Consider the following 15,641-nt stretch of genomic DNA (forward strand, 5'->3'; position numbering starts at 1 on the left):
GTCGTCGGCACCGCTACGACCGCCAGTATGCGGGCGTCAGAATGACCAGCACGGAGAGGATCTCCAGCCGGCCGATCCACATGAGGAAGATCATATACAGCTTTGCGGCGCTGGAGAAGGGCTCGTAGCTGTTCATCGGGCCGACGACGCCGACGCCCGGGCCGACGTTCCCGAGCGTCGCGATCGTGGCGCTGATCGCCTCGAGCGCCGATAGCGAGAGGCCGGGGGTTCGGTAGGCGTCGAGGAACAACAGGACGGTCGAGACCACGAACAGGGCCAGAAAGAGCACGATGAAGACGAAGATGCTGTGGATCGCCTCCTCGTCGATGACATCGCCGACCCCGCCCATCCGAACCGGACGGACGGCCTGTGGGTGGATCGTCGTGAAGAGTTCGCGCCGAATCGATTTGCCGACGATGTACCAGCGGATGATCTTGATCGAACCGGCAGCGGAGCCGGCCGACCCCCCCAGAAACATCGCGAACAGGAGGATGACTTGCGTCGATTCGCTCCACGTGTTGAAGTCCATGCTGGCGTAGCCGGTCGTCGTTACGATCGCGAGCGTCTGAAAGAGCCCGTGGCGCAGCGAGCGCTCGAGACTGCCCGGAATCGTGGCGACGTGTTCGGGAACCGTTGCGAGGCCGACCCCGAGGAACAACAGCAGAGAGAGGAGCCCGCCGACGACGCCCATCGACAGGACGTACGACCGGTATTCGGCGTTGCCGATCAGGCGTTCGGGCTTGCCACGCCAGGCGTACCAGTAGAGCGCGAAGTTCGTTCCGGCGATGACCATGAAGGGCATGACTGCCCACTGGACGATCGGTTCGAAGGCCTCGACGCTGCGCCCCTCCGGCGAGAACCCGCCTGTCGGGAGCGTCGTGAGCGCGTGGGCGACGGCGTTGTAGAACGTCATTTTCGGAGCCATCCCGACGATATTGAGCCCGTAGTAGACGACCACGGCGGCGAGCGTGAACACGGCGTAAATCAGCCACAGCGCCCGCGCGGTCTGCCGGATCCGTGGCGTCAGTTTCTCGACCTGGATGCCCGGCGCTTCCTCGCGGATGAGCTGTGTCCCACCGACGGAGAGCTCCGAGAGGATCGCGACCATGAGCACGAGAATGCCCATCCCGCCGAGCCACTGCGTGAGCTGTCGCCACAGCATGATCGACCGCGAGTGTGTCTCGACGGAAATCTCGCCCATGACCGTCGCACCGGTCGTCGTGAACCCGCTCATGCTCTCGAAGAAGGCGTTGACGGGATGGGCGATCGTTCCCGTCCCCGCGACGAGGTACGGAATCGTTCCGACGAGGGGAACCACGAGCCACGTCAGCGCTACCATGAGGAACGCCTCGCGGTGCTCGAGGGTGGGCTCTGGCTCGAGACGCTCGAGTCCCGTGCCGACGGCGACGGCGACGGTGAGGGCGACGAGGAACGGCAGCGGGCACTCCCGGTAGGACAGCGCGACGACGGTCGGAACGAGCAGCGTCAACGAGAGGTACTTCAGTACGGTTCCGACGAGGCTACAACTGGACCGGACGTCGACGCGAATCCTGTGTCTCATAGATATCGGGTTTCGAGCGAACTACAACCTCGTCGATGTGCCGCCCGTGCGTGAGTATCCGATCGGAATCACGGATCTTCAATAAAAACTGCGTTACGGTCGGCACGCACCGTACGGCGGCCGGTGATCCAGTACACCCCTATTGCTCGGGGTCGCGGATCCGTTCGCCGTCGGCCGTCTCGGGGAAGATCTTCCCCGGATTGAGCGTGTCGGACGGATCGAGCGCTCGCTTGATCGTCCGCATGGCCTCGACCGCGCCGGCACCGTGCTCCGGCTCGAGGTAGGCCTGTTTGCCCTGTCCGATGCCGTGTTCCCCCGTCGCGGTCCCGCCCATATCGATCGCGAGGTCGACGAGGGTCCGATACAGATCCTCACCGCGCTCGACCTGCTCGGGATCGTCGGGGTCGACGAGGACGCTGTAGTGGAGGTTGCCGTCGCCCGCGTGGCCAAAGCACGGCACGAGGAGGTCGTACTCGTCGGCGAGCCGCTTCGTCTCGTGGACGGTTTCGGGGTAGGAACTGATCGGGACCGTTACGTCGCCGGGATGGAGCGGCTCGAGGTCGGGATCGTAGCTCGCGACGGCGTAGGCGAGTTCACGACGGGCCTGCCAGAGGTCGTCCATCTCGCCGTCGTCGTCGCTCATCTCGAAGCGGACGACGTCGTGATTCTCGAAGATCGTTCGGCAGAGCTCGATCTCCTCGTCGACCCCGTGGTTGGCGTGGAACTCGAGGAAGACCATCGGCGCGTCGGGGAGTTCGCTCCCGAGATACTCGTTGGCCATCCTCGCGCTCAGTCCGTCGACGAGTTCGATTTTGGCGACGCCGACGTCGGTCCGGACCGCGTCGAAGACCGCTTCGGCGGCGTCGTCGAGCGTTTCGAAGATGGCTCGCCCGCCGCGGATCTGTTCGGGCCGGCCGGCGAGTTCCAGCGTCGCCTCGGTGACGACCGCCAGCGTCCCCTCGCTGCCGACGAGCAGATCGGTCAGGTTGTAGCCACTCGAGGTCTTGATCGCCCGCGATCCCGTCTCGATGACGGTCCCGTCGGCCAACACTGCCTCGAGTCCGAGCACCCAGTCGGCGATCTCGCCGTACCGGACGGTCTGCATCCCGCTGGCGTCGGTCGCGATCATCCCGCCGATCGTCGAGATGTCGCCCGAAGAGGGCAGCGGCGGAAAGAACAGCCCATCGCTGGCGACGTACTCGTCGACGTCGGAGCCGATGATCCCCGGGCCGACGTCGATCTGGAAGTCCTCGGGCCGGTAATCGACGACGTCGTCCATGCGCGTGAGATCGAGACTGATCCCCCCGTGGGCGGGGACGGCGTTGCCCTCGAGTCCGGTCCCCGCAGCGTACGGGGTTACCGGGACACCGCGATCCTGTGCAGCAGCGAGCACTGCCGAGACGTCGTCCGTACTCTCGGGCCAGACGACGGCGTCCGGAACGACGCCGTCGCCGTCGTTGTGTTCCGTCCCCCAGTCGGCCGCGTGTGATTCCCGTCGCCCGTCCGCGAACGATAGCTGCTCGTCCGCGAGGTCGAGGTCCTCGAGGAACGAACAATCAGGTGTCATAGGACCACGTTAGTCACGACCAGTATCAACGTTTCCCACCAGTTCGAAGGGTGAGGGAACGCCCGGTGCTCCGGACGGGGTCGGGAACGGAAACCATCACGGTGCTCGCGACCGAACGGACGACTGTGACCGACGACTCGTCTCCCGATCCGTCCGACAGTGACGCGTCGGCGTCCCTCGAGGACCGAACCCGCGCGCTCGCCCGCCACCTCGAGGCGACCGCCGAACTGCCCCTCGAGCGAGCGACGAGTCGCTGGCTCGGCGAGGCCGAGGCGGTCGCTCGCGACGCCGCGACGAGCGACCTCGAGGCCGACATCGTTCGCGAGCGCGTCGAGACGGTGAGCGACCTCCTCTCCGAAGCCGACGAACCGGCCCACGACGAGGCTCGTGAACACCTCGAGGCGGCCCGGCGGCTGTGCGAGGAGATACTCGGCGACCGCTACCAGACGTGATCGGTGATCACGAGCGGTCGCTTCGGGCGAATGGATGGAAACGCTACAAATTTATGTGAGTTCGTGTCGCGGTTGACAGTGATGACACGACGCGCGACTCGAGCGCCGACGCGGAGGGGAGCACTGTGAACGCCGAACTGGACCTACTGGTGCGACTCGGAGATTACGACCGGCCACAGGGCGTCGCCGACCGGGCCGTGCAGGCGGAAGACCTGGGCTTCGATCGCATCACGGTCGGCGAGACGACCGGCTGGAACATCGTGCCGCCGCTGACGCTGGCCGCCGACCGCACGGACGACCTCGGCATCTCCAACGACGTCATCTCGCCGTACGGACGGACGCCGTCGATGCTCGCCCAGACGGCACTGACGATGCAGGCCGCCGCTGACGGCCGGTTCCGGTTCGGGATCGGCCCGAGTTCCCCGGCGATCACGGAACGCTGGCACGGCCAGGAGTTCGATCGGCCGCTGCGACGGACGCGCGAAGTGATCGAGATCATGCGCGCGGTCTACGAGGAGGGCAACCCCGCCTACGACGGCGAGATCTTCGAGATTCCCGGCCTGGGATACGAACGGGGACCCAGCGAGAACCCGCCGCCGATCGACGTCGGCACGCTCGGCCCGAAGGCCACCGAGATGGCCGGTCGCTTCGGCGACGGCTGGGCACCGCAACTGTTCACGAGAGACGGGCTTCGGGATCGCCTCGAGGACCTGGAGCGCGGTGCCGAACTCGGCGGAAACGACCTCTCGGAGCTGCGAGTGGCCCCGATCGTCCGCGGAATCGCCTCGGAAGATCGCGAAGCGGCACGCACGAAAGCCCGCAGCACTGTCGCCTTCCTGCTCGGGGCCTACGGCCCGTATTACGGGAATTCGGTCGCCGAACAGGGCTACCCCGACGTCGTCGACGAGATACGGGCCGCCTGGGAGGAACGGGATACCGACGCGATGGCCGCGGCCCTGCCCGAAGACGTGCTCGACGAGCTGGCTCCTGCGGGGACCCCCGAGGAAGTCCGCGAGTGGGTCGAAGAATACAGCGACATCGAGGGTGTCGACGCCGTTCGCGTCGGCTTCGTCAACGGAATGACCGAGGAAGACAAGCGGACGACGATGGAAGCAGTCGCCGAACTGTCCTGAGACGGGCTACTGTACCGATGTCCCGGTGCAACCCCGAGACGGGTCGCGGTTGCGCCGTCGACGACGGATAGCAGCCCGTACGACGCGTCCCCGTTTTGCCCTCGTGTCGCGGGATCGCACGGGAAAGGTGGTCGACGCGACGATTCCCGACAGTGACAACGGAACGTAGTGTTTCGATCTCACTCACACGTTGTATATATACGAACCAGGGCCTACCGGGTGTATGATCCCACTACTGACTTCGCCCGAAAGCCTCACGGCGTTCGGTGAGCGTGCCGACGCCGTAGAGACGGCACTGGATCTGTTGGCGAATCAGCGACGGTACGCAGTGTTGGACCACCTCGAGGGGGCCGGCGGGTCCGCGACGCTCACGGAGCTTGCAGTCGAGATCGCGACTCGAGAGACGCGCACGGAGCCGAACGTGATTTCGGATCACGCCGACGTCTCCCCGCGGGATCGACGGGCCGTCAGCATTTCGCTGCACCACACTCACATCCCGAAGTTGGCAAGCGCGGACGTCGTCGATTACGCAACCGAGACGGAAACGGTCACGCTCCGCGATCGCGGACGGACGCTGCTCGACCGGCAGAACGCGGTTTCCGAACCCGTATAAAAGGGATCGCGGTAGATCGGCGACGGCCCGACGATCGTTACGGCTCGATGACGAGTTTTCCGAGGAAGCTATCGTCCATGACAGCCCGCTGTGCGTCGGCGGCTTCCTCGAGGTCGTACGTCCGCGCGATGTCGATCGAGACCGCGTCGGTCATGAGGTAGCCGATCCCTCGGAGGGGAACGCGCAGGTCCGGCGTGTTGAACACGCTCATGAACTGGTAAGAGACGTCTTTCGACCGGGCGGTACCGTCGTTCGTGAAGCCCGGATCGGGGCTTCGCTCCCCGATGCCGACCACGCGAGCGCCCAGCGCGGCGACGTCCGCGTCGAACTGTAGATAGTCGTCGAGGCGGTGATCGAGGACGACGTCGACGCCGCCGTCCGACGCCTCGAGGACGGCGTCCGCGAGATCGTCGCGCGCGTAGTCGAGGACGGTTTCCGCCCCTCGCTCGACCAGCGTCTCGTGGTACTCCTCGGCGGCCGTCGTGATCACCCGGCCGCTCACGGCAGCACCGATCTGGACGGCGGCGTGGCCGACCCCGCCCGATCCCCCGTGAATCAGGCAGTACTCGGCGGGCTCGAGGTCGGCGTGATCGATCAGCGCACGCCAGGCGGTGACGGTCGCGACGCCCGCGGCCCCCGCTTCGGTCAGGTCGGCGTCGGCGGGGAGTTCGACGACCCGATCGGTCGGGACCGTCGCGTACTCGGCGTAGGCTCCCTGCGAGGAGGCGTTGCCGATCCCGGTGCCGTAGACGCGGTCGCCCGCATCGAAGTCGTCGACGGCCGATCCGGTGTCCGCGACGACGCCCGCGAAATCGACGCCCGGCGTGAAGGGAACGGCGACCGGGTCGTACGATCCGTCCCGGAAGTAGGTATCGACGGGGTTGACCCCCGCAGCCGCGACCTCGACTAAGAGTTCGTCCGCGGCGGGCTCCGGGCGGTCGATTTCGTCTACCTGCAGTACATCCGCGTCGCCGTGTTCGTGGAGACGGACAGCTCGCATACTGGTGGCGAGAACGTACCAGGGACGTATAATGGTGCACGTGGCGGCAGCGGACACGCCTTGAGCGTCGCGTGGGCGATGGAACGTCGGCGTCGGTGCCACCGCGTTTTCCGACTCTGAAAACGCGCTGACGGGTATTTTACCACCCGGTACGAACGATGGAGTGAGGTTCGGTGATCCGACGCCCACCCGAACCTCTGCCTCTGACATCTTCCCCGGCCGGTGACTGACGGTCGTCGGCCCTCCAGAACTCAACATTCAAAGCCGTGCCCTGCGTGGTATCGATGAATGCGCCTCGACGACTACATCGAGGACTTGGAACCCGACGCTGAAGCCGAGCGTCGACGCCTCGCCAAGGAGAAGTCCTACGCGATTACGGATCACCTCGAGGAGTTCGAACGCCAGTTCGACGACGCCCTGAGTGGCGACACGCTCGTCGGCTCGACGTCGCCCTCGATCTTCGTCGGCCGGTCGAACTATCCCGACATTCCCGTGGGACTGCTCTCGCCGGTCGGCGACGAGGCCGCCGCCGAGGACTACGTCACCGACGGCGACTGGTACCAGCAGGGGTACGCCATCGACGACGTGCTCCAGCGGCGGACCGGCCTCCTGAACTCGAGCAAGCGTGCGAACGTCGAGTCGCCGTCCATCGCGAGTCGGCTGACGCCGAACGTCGACGACGTCTGGGACGGTTTCGTCGGCGTCCAACGCGAGGTCGCCATCGCCGATCGGCCGGTCGACCTCGAGATCGGGCTGGACGGCAAACCGGACCTCGGGCTCGATGCGGGGACGGACGTGGCGACGCCGCGTGGTCCCCGCGCGACTGCCAACGGCGCGGAGTTGCGGGAGAACCCCTACGTTCCCCGACCGATCAAGAAGGCCCTGGAGGACGACGACTGGCGGGCGGAAGGGGCGATGACCTACCTCTACCGGCGCGGGTTCGACGTCTACGACATCAACTCGATCCTCTCGGCGGGCGCGCTCGGGCAGACCGAACAGCGCCGGCTGGTGCCCACGCGGTGGTCGATCACCGCGGTGGACGACGCGATCGGCAAGTTCCTGCGCGGTCGCATCCATAACGCGCCCAGCATCGACGAGGTGCAGGTCTGGACCAACGAGTACGTCGGCAACCGCTACTGGATCGTCCTCACGCCCGGGAACTGGGAGTTCGAACTCGTCGAGATGAAAGCACCGGGCAGCATCTGGAACCCCGACCCCCACGACGACGTCTGGATGGCGAGCGCCGCGGAGGGGTACGAGGGGCGCTCGAGTTACGTCGAAGAGACCGCGGGGGCGTACTACGCCGCCCGACTGGGCGTCCTCGAGCACCTCGAGTCGATCGGTCGGCAGGCGAAGTGTCTCGTCTTGCGCGAGGTGTCCGACGACTACTGGGCACCGGTCGGCGTCTGGCAGGTCCGCGAGAGCGTCCGCAACGCGTTCGACGGCCCTCCCGGTGGCAGCGATCGGCGGTCACTCGCCGGGGAGTACGGCGAAGCCGAGACCTTCCACGAGGCCGTGTCGACGATCGCGACGCAGTTGCCTGTCTCGGAGGCACGATTGCGGCGCAAATCGGCACTCGCGGCCGGCTTGCAATCGAACTTGAACGCCTTTTCGACTCGAGACTGACCGAAGGCTGCGATCGGGAGTCGCGATCCCAGGGACGCGGGACCCCGCGGTAGCCGACCGTCAGAACAGCCCTCTGAGGAGGACCAGCGCGAGGCCGGAGAGGAGAATGAAACTGAGAAAGCCCGCAAAGATGACCGCTGCTTGTCGTCCAGTGAGCGATTCCCCGTCGAGGAACTCGTCTGAAGGCATGCTAGCTGGCTTCACAACTCGCTTCCATAAATATGATGGTCACGTCAGCCGACCCGTCACGACCGGCAACCGAATCCGACGGCCGGACGCAGGCGATCTCCGGGGCGAGTCACACTCCCCGTCGACGGCATCTCGGACGCGACTCGACGACGAGCGTGGCAGAACGGCAGCCGGGGCCGGCTTCCCCTGACGGGCTTCCGAGCGTCGAAGAGTGACACCGTCGCGGCGTTCGGCCGGAACGTTACTCGTTGAGATGGCCGCGATAGCCGTTGGGTTCGAACCCGCGCCGGCAGATCACGCGTTTGCGACCGACGGTGATCGCGCTGATCTGATCGTCGTCTTCCATGCGGTCGATGACCTCCTCGAGGCGATCCTGGGACCAGCCGGTTTCCTCGCGGACGGTCGATTGGTCGACGCGGCCGCCGCGTTTGACGAGTAATCGAAGGATCTTGTCCTCGTCGGGTAGTTCGCGTTCGTCGACGCCGTACTCGATCTCTTCGGCGTAGCTTAACGTCTCGTCCTCCGTGTGCTCGCCCGATTCCTCGCTCGATGTCGCCGTCGACTCACCCGAACGGGAGTCGTCGCCCGAACTGCTCCAGAGAGACGAAATGCGGGTCCAGAGTGTATTGAATACCATCTATTGATCACGCTCCATTGGAACTACCACAGCTTGAACGCCCACCTACCTTGATTTTATGTTTATTATAATACACGATTGGATTCCACCAGTTACGTTGTGATTATCCTGACGGTACCGTCATCGAATAGCGGCCACCTTGCGACCCGCAAGTCAGTCATCACGTCCGGCGACCGACAGGCTCGTCGACCACCGCGGACCGAGCGATCGAGAGCTGCCAACCGTTCGATACTGCGGTAGTCTCCGATTTCCGCGGAGCCAAGCCCCGAATCGAGTCGAGACGGTCGTCAGCGCTCGCCCGACGTGACCGTCTCAAGGTAGCCGTCGGCGAGTTCGGTGAGTACCTCGTGGTGGTTCGTCGAATGTGGTGCCGTCAGCGGTGAGACGCTGATACGACCCTCGACGACGGCACGGCGGTCCGTTCCCGCTGCGTCGGGTAGCGAGCCGGGATCCATGTCGTCCCAGACGCGGTCGTGGAGCGTGACGTGAGCGCCGTCGCGTTCGGCGTCCATCTCGTAGCGTTTCGAGGGCTGCGTGATCTCGATCGGCGCGGGCTCGCCGTCCGGGAGCGGGACGTTGATGTTGAGATAGGCCGCGTGCTCGAAGACACCGGCCTCGAGCGCGTGCTCGGCGAAATACGACGTTACGCGGGCCGCTTCGGCGTACTCGTCGGCCGTGACATCGATCTCCGCGAAGGGGGTGTCGTCGACGGGGACGTACAGCGACGTCGCGATCGCGGGGACGTCGAAGAAGGCGGCCTCGACGGCCGCGCTGATCGTCCCCGATCGACCGAGGACGTACTCCCCGAGGTTCGCGCCCTTGTTACAGCCCGCGACGACGAGGTCGGGGAAGGGGCCGAGTTCGGCGAGGCCGGCGACGACGCAGTCGGCTGGCGTTCCGTGGACTGCATACCCCAACTCGCGTTCGTCGACCTGGACCTCGTGGGAGAGCGAGCGGCCACAGGCGCTCCGGTCGTCTGCCGGAGCGACGACGGTCACGTTGGCGTGCTCGGAGAGGGCGTCGTGCAGTGCCCTGATACCGGTGCTGTCGATCCCGTCGTCGTTTGTCAACAGGATCTCGAGGTCGTCGCTCATGTCGTGTCGGTTGGCCGGCGGCGCGAAAAGCCCACCGCTTCCGGACGCTATTCAGGCGATCCGGTCGACGATCGTCTCCTCGTCGACGACCAGATTGTAGGCCTCCTCGTCGTCGTTCCAGAGCGCGAGGGCCCCCTCGAACGAACAGACGTCGCCGTAGTCGGCCTCGAGCAGCGGTCGGTTGAGCGCGGTCTCGTTCGTGACGACGGCGTAGTGGTCGGTGTCCTCGCTGCCGTCGCTGATCTTGAACAGGGGGTTCGATCGCCCGCTCCCGCGATCGCCGTTCCCGTCGCCGCCGCTCAACGATCGGCTGAGTTTCGCCGCGACGAGGTCGATCCGCTCGGTGACGTGGCGCTCCATCTCGGCCATCTTCGCCCACTCGTTCGTCTCGAGGGCCATGTCGATCCGCCGCCGGCCATCGAGTCGGAGCAGCGAGTAGGAAAACTGGACGTCGACGTTGACGAACTCGCCGGGCGCGTGGTCGTCGTCGCCGTCCGGCGTCGCCTCGTCGAGGCGGCGCTGGAACGTCGGCACCTCGAGGTCGGGCCGCACGTCGAACGACCAGCCCCGATCGGCGGGCGTCTCGCCGGGCCAGAGCCGAACGGTGGGTCCGTAGACCGTCACCTCGCCGCGTCGGTACCGCTCCGCGTCCCCGGCGGCGGCCGCATCGAAATCGACGGCCTCCCGAGCCCAGCGGCGTTCCCCCTCGAGTTCGCGTTCGAGTTCGCGTAGTCCGACGCTGGTGTTCTTGTCCGCAGGGGCCATCGCGAGGACGGTGCCATCGGGAGCCAGCGCTTCGAGGGCGGATCGCGCGACCGAAACCGGGTCGTCGAGTTCGCTCAGAACGTTACAGGCGAGGACGAGATCGAACCCGTCGTCGGGCGCGGTCGGCTCGAATCCGTCGGCCGAGTCGCCCCCACTGACGGCCGCTTCGGGGTCGAATTCCTCCACAGTCGTCCGGTGAATCGTCGGGTGGACGTTCCGTCCCGTCTCCGCGAGCAACTCCTCGAGCACGTCCCCGGCGGCGCTTGGCTCGATCGCGTGATACTCGAGCAAGGCATCGTCGGGGAGGTAATCACACAGCCCCAGCGCGGGACCCCCGACGCCGGCACCGATATCGAGCACGCGAAGGGTCCGACCGAGCAGTCCGCGATCCGCCAGGTCGTCGAGCGCGTACTGGATCGCCGCGTAGTACCCCGGCAGGTGATAGATCGCGTAGCCGGCCGCGACGTCCGCGTCGTATTCGACGGGGTGACCGTCGAGATAGTCGGCCTTGAACCGGCGGATCGTCGACCGAAGGAGGTCACCGGAGGCACCCGCCTCCCAGTTCGGGCCGTACCGGTCGGCGAGTACGTCCTCGAGTCGTCGCTCGTAGGGTGCGGGGAATCGCTCGACCGGCCCCCGACGGGGCGAAACCGGCTCGTCGTCGACCGGGACGAACGTGCCGTCGTCGCGCTCGATCAGCCCGAGGGCCGCGGCGTCCTCGCGGAGGTGTTGTCGGACGACCGCGGGATGGGGGTTCCCCTCGACGTACTCGCAGATCTCGTCGGGATCGATCGGTCGGACGTGACGGAGATACTTCGCGTTCGATCGGATCGATTCGCGTTGATCGCTCATTCCGAATCACCTCCGATCTCGTCGTCGCGTCGGTCCCCGATTCCCGCGTGCCAGGTCCCCGCCGCCTCCCGATACAGCGCCTCGAGTTCGTCGGCGTCGGCGGCCGCGATTTCGGCTGCGGCGTCGGCGACCGCGTCGGCACCGTCGAACGTCGTCTGAATGTCGGCGTACACCCGCGGCGTACCGCCGGTCACTTGCCCCGCGAGCCGCCGCAACCCCTCGTATATCGGCGTCTCGAACCCCTCCGGCACCGACTCCGCCGCGAGCGCAAACGAAAGGACCGCGGCGTGGGTCGCCGCCTGGACCGTCTCCATGGCCTCGTCGTGCTCCGCGGCCGTCGTCTCGAGCAACCCGTTCCCTCGGGCCTCGAGTCGGGCCAGCAACTCGTCGGTGACCGGCCCCGACCGATCGCGGACGACCGCGATCGATCCGGGTGCCCGTTCGGGTGCGAAAAGCGGGTGCAGACTCACCCGTTCGAGGGCCGGCGCGTGTCGCTTCATGGCGGCGATCGCGGGCTCCATCACGCCCGAGACATCGACGATCGCCCGTCGTGCCCGCCCGGCTTGCTCGCTGATCGCGTCGGTCACGTGGGTCATCGGCACCGCGAGGCAGACGACGTCGTAGGCCGTCTCGCCCTCGAGGTCGGCGCTGTCGCCGCCCACCGACTCGGCTGCGGCGGCCGCCGCGTCCCGGTCGATGTCGGCGAACGCGATTCGGGCGTCGATCGCCGCCCCGAACCACCGTCCCATCGCGCCCGCACCGACGATCAGTACGTCCATCGGCCACTCCTACCTGCCGACGTTGCAAAAGCCGTTCGATCGATCGACTCGCGTGGGCCGCCGGCCGCGGGCCGGCGCTCGAATCCCCCAGCCATCTGCCAGAATATACAAGTCAGTTCGACTGAGAGTGGGTGTATGAACACTACCCAGTTGACGCCCGTGGTGCTCGCAACTGGGGCTGTGCTCGTCGTCCTGACGACCTATCCGTATCTGGCGACCGCGATCGCCTACCGGGACCGCGACAACGGCCTCTCGTACATTCTGTTTCTCATGGGCGTCGCGGTCTGGAACGGCTTGTTTGCCGCACAGGTCCTCGATCCGAGCCCGGTCGTGAAAGGGTTCTTCTTCAGTATCGCGACGCTGGGAGCCGTCTTGGCCGGGCTGGGGTGGTTGTTGTTCGCCAGCACGGCCAGCAGCACGCCGGCGCTTCCCGCTCAGCGGACGGTCTATCGGCTCGTCGCACTGCTGGCCGGCCTCGAGATCGCGCTCGCGATAACCAACCCGGCACACGCGCTGTACTGGGATATTCCAGGGAAAACGGCTGCCACACTGGCCTTTACCGTGATCGAACCCAACGTCGGCTACTGGCTGCATACGGCGTTTCTCGTCGCGTTGTTCGGAGCCGGATCAGTCCTCTTTGGCCTCGCCTGGCGACGCGGGACCGACGTTCGATACACGCGCACCTACGCTCTCGCCGGGGCCGCGACGACCGTCGCGATCGTCGGCAGCAACGTCTTCCTCGCCGGAACCGCATCGATCGCGCCGCTGATCGCCGGCGCACTCACGACGATCGGCTGGGTGCAAGCCCAGCAGAAACGATACCTCCGGCTCCCCCTCCCGTATCGCTGGATCGGGAACTTTCTGCGTTGAGATCGTACTCGGAGCGACCGGGAAAATCAGCGGATTCGAACCACGATATTTCAAGGCTCGAGTCCGAATCCCGACTATGGAACGAATCGGAGTCGTCGGCGCGGGAGCGGCCGCGGCGGCCGCAACCGAGGGGCTCGAGCGAACGGCGGCCGAGACGGAGATCACGGTCCTCGAGAAATCACGCGGGCTCTGCGGGCGGGCCGCGACGAGGCGTCGGGACGACGTCGTCTACGACTACGGGGCGAACTACGTCACGTCCGACGACGAACGGGTCGTCGACCTGTTGACCGAAACCGTCGACGCCGACGGGCTGGTCGACATCACCGACCCGGTGTGGACGTTTGACCGGGACGGCGACGTTTCGCCGGGCGAGGACCGCGACGGGCACAAGTGGACCTACCGACAGGGATTGACACAGATCGCAAAGCGGCTGTTCGATCGAACCGACGCGACCATCCACCGGGAGACCCGGATCGAGACGCTGCACCGAACCGCCGACGGCGAGGACGGCGTCTGGCACCTCGAGGACACCGACGGGACCCGCTGGGGCCCGTTCGAGACGCTCCTCTTGAGCCCGCCGGCACCACAGACCGCCTCGCTCCTCCGCTCGGCCGACTGGGACGCCGACGAACGCGACCGCCTCGTCGAGGCCGTCGAGGGGGTTCCCTATCGGACGGTCTGGACCGGAGTCTTTCACTATCCCTTCGAACTCGAGCGACCCTACTACGCGCTCGTGAACACCGACAAAGACCACGAAATCGGCTGGATCGGCCGCGAGGAGTGCAAACCCGGTCACGTCCCCGACGGCGAGTCGCTGCTGATCGTCCAGGCCAACCACGAGTGGTCGGTCGACCGGTACGACGAGCCACCGGCGGCGAACGAAGAGCGCCTCGCGGCGCTGACCGCCGACCTCCTCGACGACCAGCGCCTGCGTGACCCCGACTGGACCGACCACCAGGGGTGGCGGTACGCGTTACCCGAAGCCGCCGTCCCAGAGGGTCCCTTGCAGCGTGCTCAGGCGGCGGGGCTGTACTGTCTGGGCGACTGGGTTGCCGGCGAGGCGCGACTCCACGCAGCGCTCCGGAACGGGATCGAAACCGCCGAGCAAATATCGACCGCATAACGGTCACAACGCCTCGATCACCGTCTCCAGCACGTCGGTATCGACGAAGACGACCACGTGGTCGCCGGCTTCGACTATCGTCTCGCCACGTGGGGTGATCAACTCCCCGTCGCGACTGATCGCGCCGACGACCACGGCAGCGGGCAGGCCGGCCATCGCGTCCTGAATCCGTCGCTCGAAGAGGACGCTATCGGCGTCGACTTCGATCTCGAGGACCTCCGCGCGATCGGACTCGAGCATGGCGACGTTTTCGGTCCGCTGCTTGCGGGTGAATCGAGTGATCTCTTCGGAGGTGACGAGCCTGGGATTGACGGCCACGTCGATGCCGACCGTCTCGAAGAGGTCGACGTATTCGCCGGACTCGACGATCCCGATGGTTCGTTTGACGCCGATCCGCTTTGCCAGCAGGGAGACGAGCAGGTTCTTCTCGTCGCTCTCGAGGGCAGCCACGACGATGTCGGAGTCGTCGACGTGTTCCCGGACGAGGAAGTCGATATCCGTCGCGTCGCTTTCCAGGACCAGCGTCCCCGGCAACTGCTCGGCCAGTTCCCGCGCCCGCCCGGGATCGCGCTCGACCAGTCGCGGCTCGAGTCCCTCCGCTTCGAAGAGTCGCGCCGCCTGGTAGCCGATATCCGTCCCGCCGACGACGACGATCTCGCGTGCGTCCTCGAGCGTCGGTTCCGGCGACAGCGAACCCGCGAACGCACGGACGCTCTCCTTGGAGCCGATGACGACCACGGCATCGCCGTCCCTGATCTCGGTGTCGCCCTGGGGAATGATGACGTCGCTATCACGCAGCAAGGCTGCGAAGGTCAGTGCCTCGAATCGGTCGGCCTCGGAGACCGTCTCACCGGCGATCGGGCTGTCGGATCCGATCTCGAACTCGGCCATCCGAACGAGCCCGTCGGCGAACGTTTCGACGTCGTGTGCCCCGGGAAGGCCGGCGATCCGGACGATCGTCTCGGCGGTCTGCAGGTTGGTGCTGACCATGAAATCGACGCCGAACGCCCCCTCGGACTGCGTCCAAGTCCCGAACAACGTCGTCTTCCTGACCCGAGCGATCGTGAACGGATCGCTGACCGCCTTCGCCGCACCGCAGACGACGATGTTGGTCTCGTCGATGTCAGTGCTCGCGATGACCATATCCGCCCGCTCGATGCCGGCGTCCCTGAGCGTCTCGATCGAGGTGCCGTCACCCTCCATCGCGAGTACGTCGTGGGAGTAGGTGATCGAACTAATCCGATCGGGGTCCGTATCGATCACGACCACGTGGTGATCGTCGTCGAGGCTCGCCGCGATGTTCGAGCCAACGTCGCCCGCACCGACGACGAGCACACGCATCAGGCGTTCACCCGCGGATATCGCAGCTGTGTGCTAGTC

At 66.3% G+C, this 15,641-nt stretch carries 15 protein-coding genes; 6 read left to right on the forward strand and 9 right to left on the reverse strand.

Annotated elements, in window-relative coordinates; translation table 11 throughout:
• Nucleotides 1-13 precede the first annotated feature (13 nt).
• The gene (locus tag J0X27_RS03190; protein WP_207271019.1) at nt 14-1,561 is read right to left on the reverse strand and encodes a TrkH family potassium uptake protein; all 1,548 of its coding nucleotides are present in this window, start codon (nt 1,559-1,561) and stop codon (nt 14-16) included.
• Between the two features lie 139 nt (nt 1,562-1,700).
• Complete coding sequence (locus J0X27_RS03195) at nt 1,701-3,128, reverse strand: FAD-binding oxidoreductase (RefSeq protein ID WP_207271020.1); 1,428 nt, start codon at nt 3,126-3,128, stop codon at nt 1,701-1,703.
• A 50-nt stretch (nt 3,129-3,178) separates the two neighbouring features.
• Between J0X27_RS03195 and J0X27_RS03200 the strand changes: the two genes are divergently transcribed.
• The 3 genes from J0X27_RS03200 (at nt 3,179) to J0X27_RS03210 (ending at nt 5,326) form a co-directional block, all read left to right on the forward strand.
• Nucleotides 3,179-3,580, forward strand: a complete 402-nt coding sequence (locus J0X27_RS03200) for a DUF8152 family protein (protein WP_338147519.1) — start codon at nt 3,179-3,181, stop codon at nt 3,578-3,580.
• A gap of 125 nt (nt 3,581-3,705) precedes the next feature.
• Nucleotides 3,706-4,713 carry a TIGR04024 family LLM class F420-dependent oxidoreductase gene (locus J0X27_RS03205; RefSeq protein ID WP_207271021.1) on the forward strand — a complete coding sequence of 336 codons (1,008 nt, stop codon included), beginning with the start codon at nt 3,706-3,708 and terminating at the stop codon, nt 4,711-4,713.
• Between the two features lie 223 nt (nt 4,714-4,936).
• Entirely contained in the window at nt 4,937-5,326 is a 390-nt protein-coding gene (locus tag J0X27_RS03210; RefSeq protein WP_207271022.1) for a DUF7344 domain-containing protein, read from the forward strand.
• Between the two features lie 37 nt (nt 5,327-5,363).
• On the opposite strand, the gene J0X27_RS03215 is transcribed toward J0X27_RS03210, so the two are convergent.
• Entirely contained in the window at nt 5,364-6,326 is a 963-nt protein-coding gene (locus J0X27_RS03215) for an NADPH:quinone reductase (protein ID WP_207271023.1), read from the reverse strand.
• Between the two features lie 288 nt (nt 6,327-6,614).
• On the opposite strand from J0X27_RS03215, the gene nreA reads away from it, so the two are divergent.
• Nucleotides 6,615-7,952: a DNA repair protein NreA gene (nreA, locus tag J0X27_RS03220; protein ID WP_207271024.1), complete on the forward strand. Its 1,338-nt coding sequence runs from the start codon at nt 6,615-6,617 to the stop codon at nt 7,950-7,952.
• Nucleotides 7,953-8,012: 60 nt separating this feature from the next.
• Here nreA and J0X27_RS18065 read toward each other — a convergent pair whose 3' ends face one another.
• The 5 genes from J0X27_RS18065 to J0X27_RS03240 all read right to left on the reverse strand — a co-directional run bounded on the left by J0X27_RS18065 (nt 8,013) and on the right by J0X27_RS03240 (nt 12,268).
• On the reverse strand, nt 8,013-8,141 hold the full coding sequence (locus tag J0X27_RS18065) for a hypothetical protein (RefSeq protein WP_277410075.1): 129 nt from the start codon (nt 8,139-8,141) through the stop codon (nt 8,013-8,015).
• A gap of 241 nt (nt 8,142-8,382) precedes the next feature.
• Nucleotides 8,383-8,778, reverse strand: a complete 396-nt coding sequence (locus J0X27_RS03225) for a helix-turn-helix transcriptional regulator (protein ID WP_207271025.1) — start codon at nt 8,776-8,778, stop codon at nt 8,383-8,385.
• 287 nt (nt 8,779-9,065) lie between these two features.
• The gene (gene surE, locus J0X27_RS03230) at nt 9,066-9,872 is read right to left on the reverse strand and encodes a 5'/3'-nucleotidase SurE (RefSeq protein ID WP_207271026.1); all 807 of its coding nucleotides are present in this window, start codon (nt 9,870-9,872) and stop codon (nt 9,066-9,068) included.
• Between the two features lie 51 nt (nt 9,873-9,923).
• Complete coding sequence (locus J0X27_RS03235) at nt 9,924-11,489, reverse strand: small ribosomal subunit Rsm22 family protein (protein WP_207271027.1); 1,566 nt, start codon at nt 11,487-11,489, stop codon at nt 9,924-9,926.
• On the reverse strand, nt 11,486-12,268 hold the full coding sequence (locus tag J0X27_RS03240) for a prephenate dehydrogenase/arogenate dehydrogenase family protein (RefSeq protein WP_207271028.1): 783 nt from the start codon (nt 12,266-12,268) through the stop codon (nt 11,486-11,488). Before J0X27_RS03240 ends, J0X27_RS03235 begins: the two co-directional genes overlap by 4 nt.
• Before the next feature lie 135 nt (nt 12,269-12,403).
• Here J0X27_RS03240 and J0X27_RS03245 point away from each other — a divergent pair, with 135 nt between their 5' ends.
• Both J0X27_RS03245 and J0X27_RS03250 read left to right on the forward strand, forming a co-directional pair.
• Nucleotides 12,404-13,138 carry a histidine kinase N-terminal 7TM domain-containing protein gene (locus J0X27_RS03245; protein WP_207271029.1) on the forward strand — a complete coding sequence of 245 codons (735 nt, stop codon included), beginning with the start codon at nt 12,404-12,406 and terminating at the stop codon, nt 13,136-13,138.
• A 76-nt stretch (nt 13,139-13,214) separates the two neighbouring features.
• Nucleotides 13,215-14,261, forward strand: coding sequence for an NAD(P)/FAD-dependent oxidoreductase (locus J0X27_RS03250; protein ID WP_207271030.1), 1,047 nt, complete (start codon nt 13,215-13,217; stop codon nt 14,259-14,261).
• A 3-nt stretch (nt 14,262-14,264) separates the two neighbouring features.
• Here the strand turns inward: J0X27_RS03250 and trkA are convergent, their stop codons facing one another.
• Nucleotides 14,265-15,602: a Trk system potassium transporter TrkA gene (gene trkA, locus J0X27_RS03255; protein ID WP_207271031.1), complete on the reverse strand. Its 1,338-nt coding sequence runs from the start codon at nt 15,600-15,602 to the stop codon at nt 14,265-14,267.
• Nucleotides 15,603-15,641 lie beyond the last annotated feature (39 nt).

Source organism: Natrinema longum (assembly GCF_017352095.1).
GTDB lineage: Archaea > Halobacteriota > Halobacteria > Halobacteriales > Natrialbaceae > Natrinema > Natrinema longum.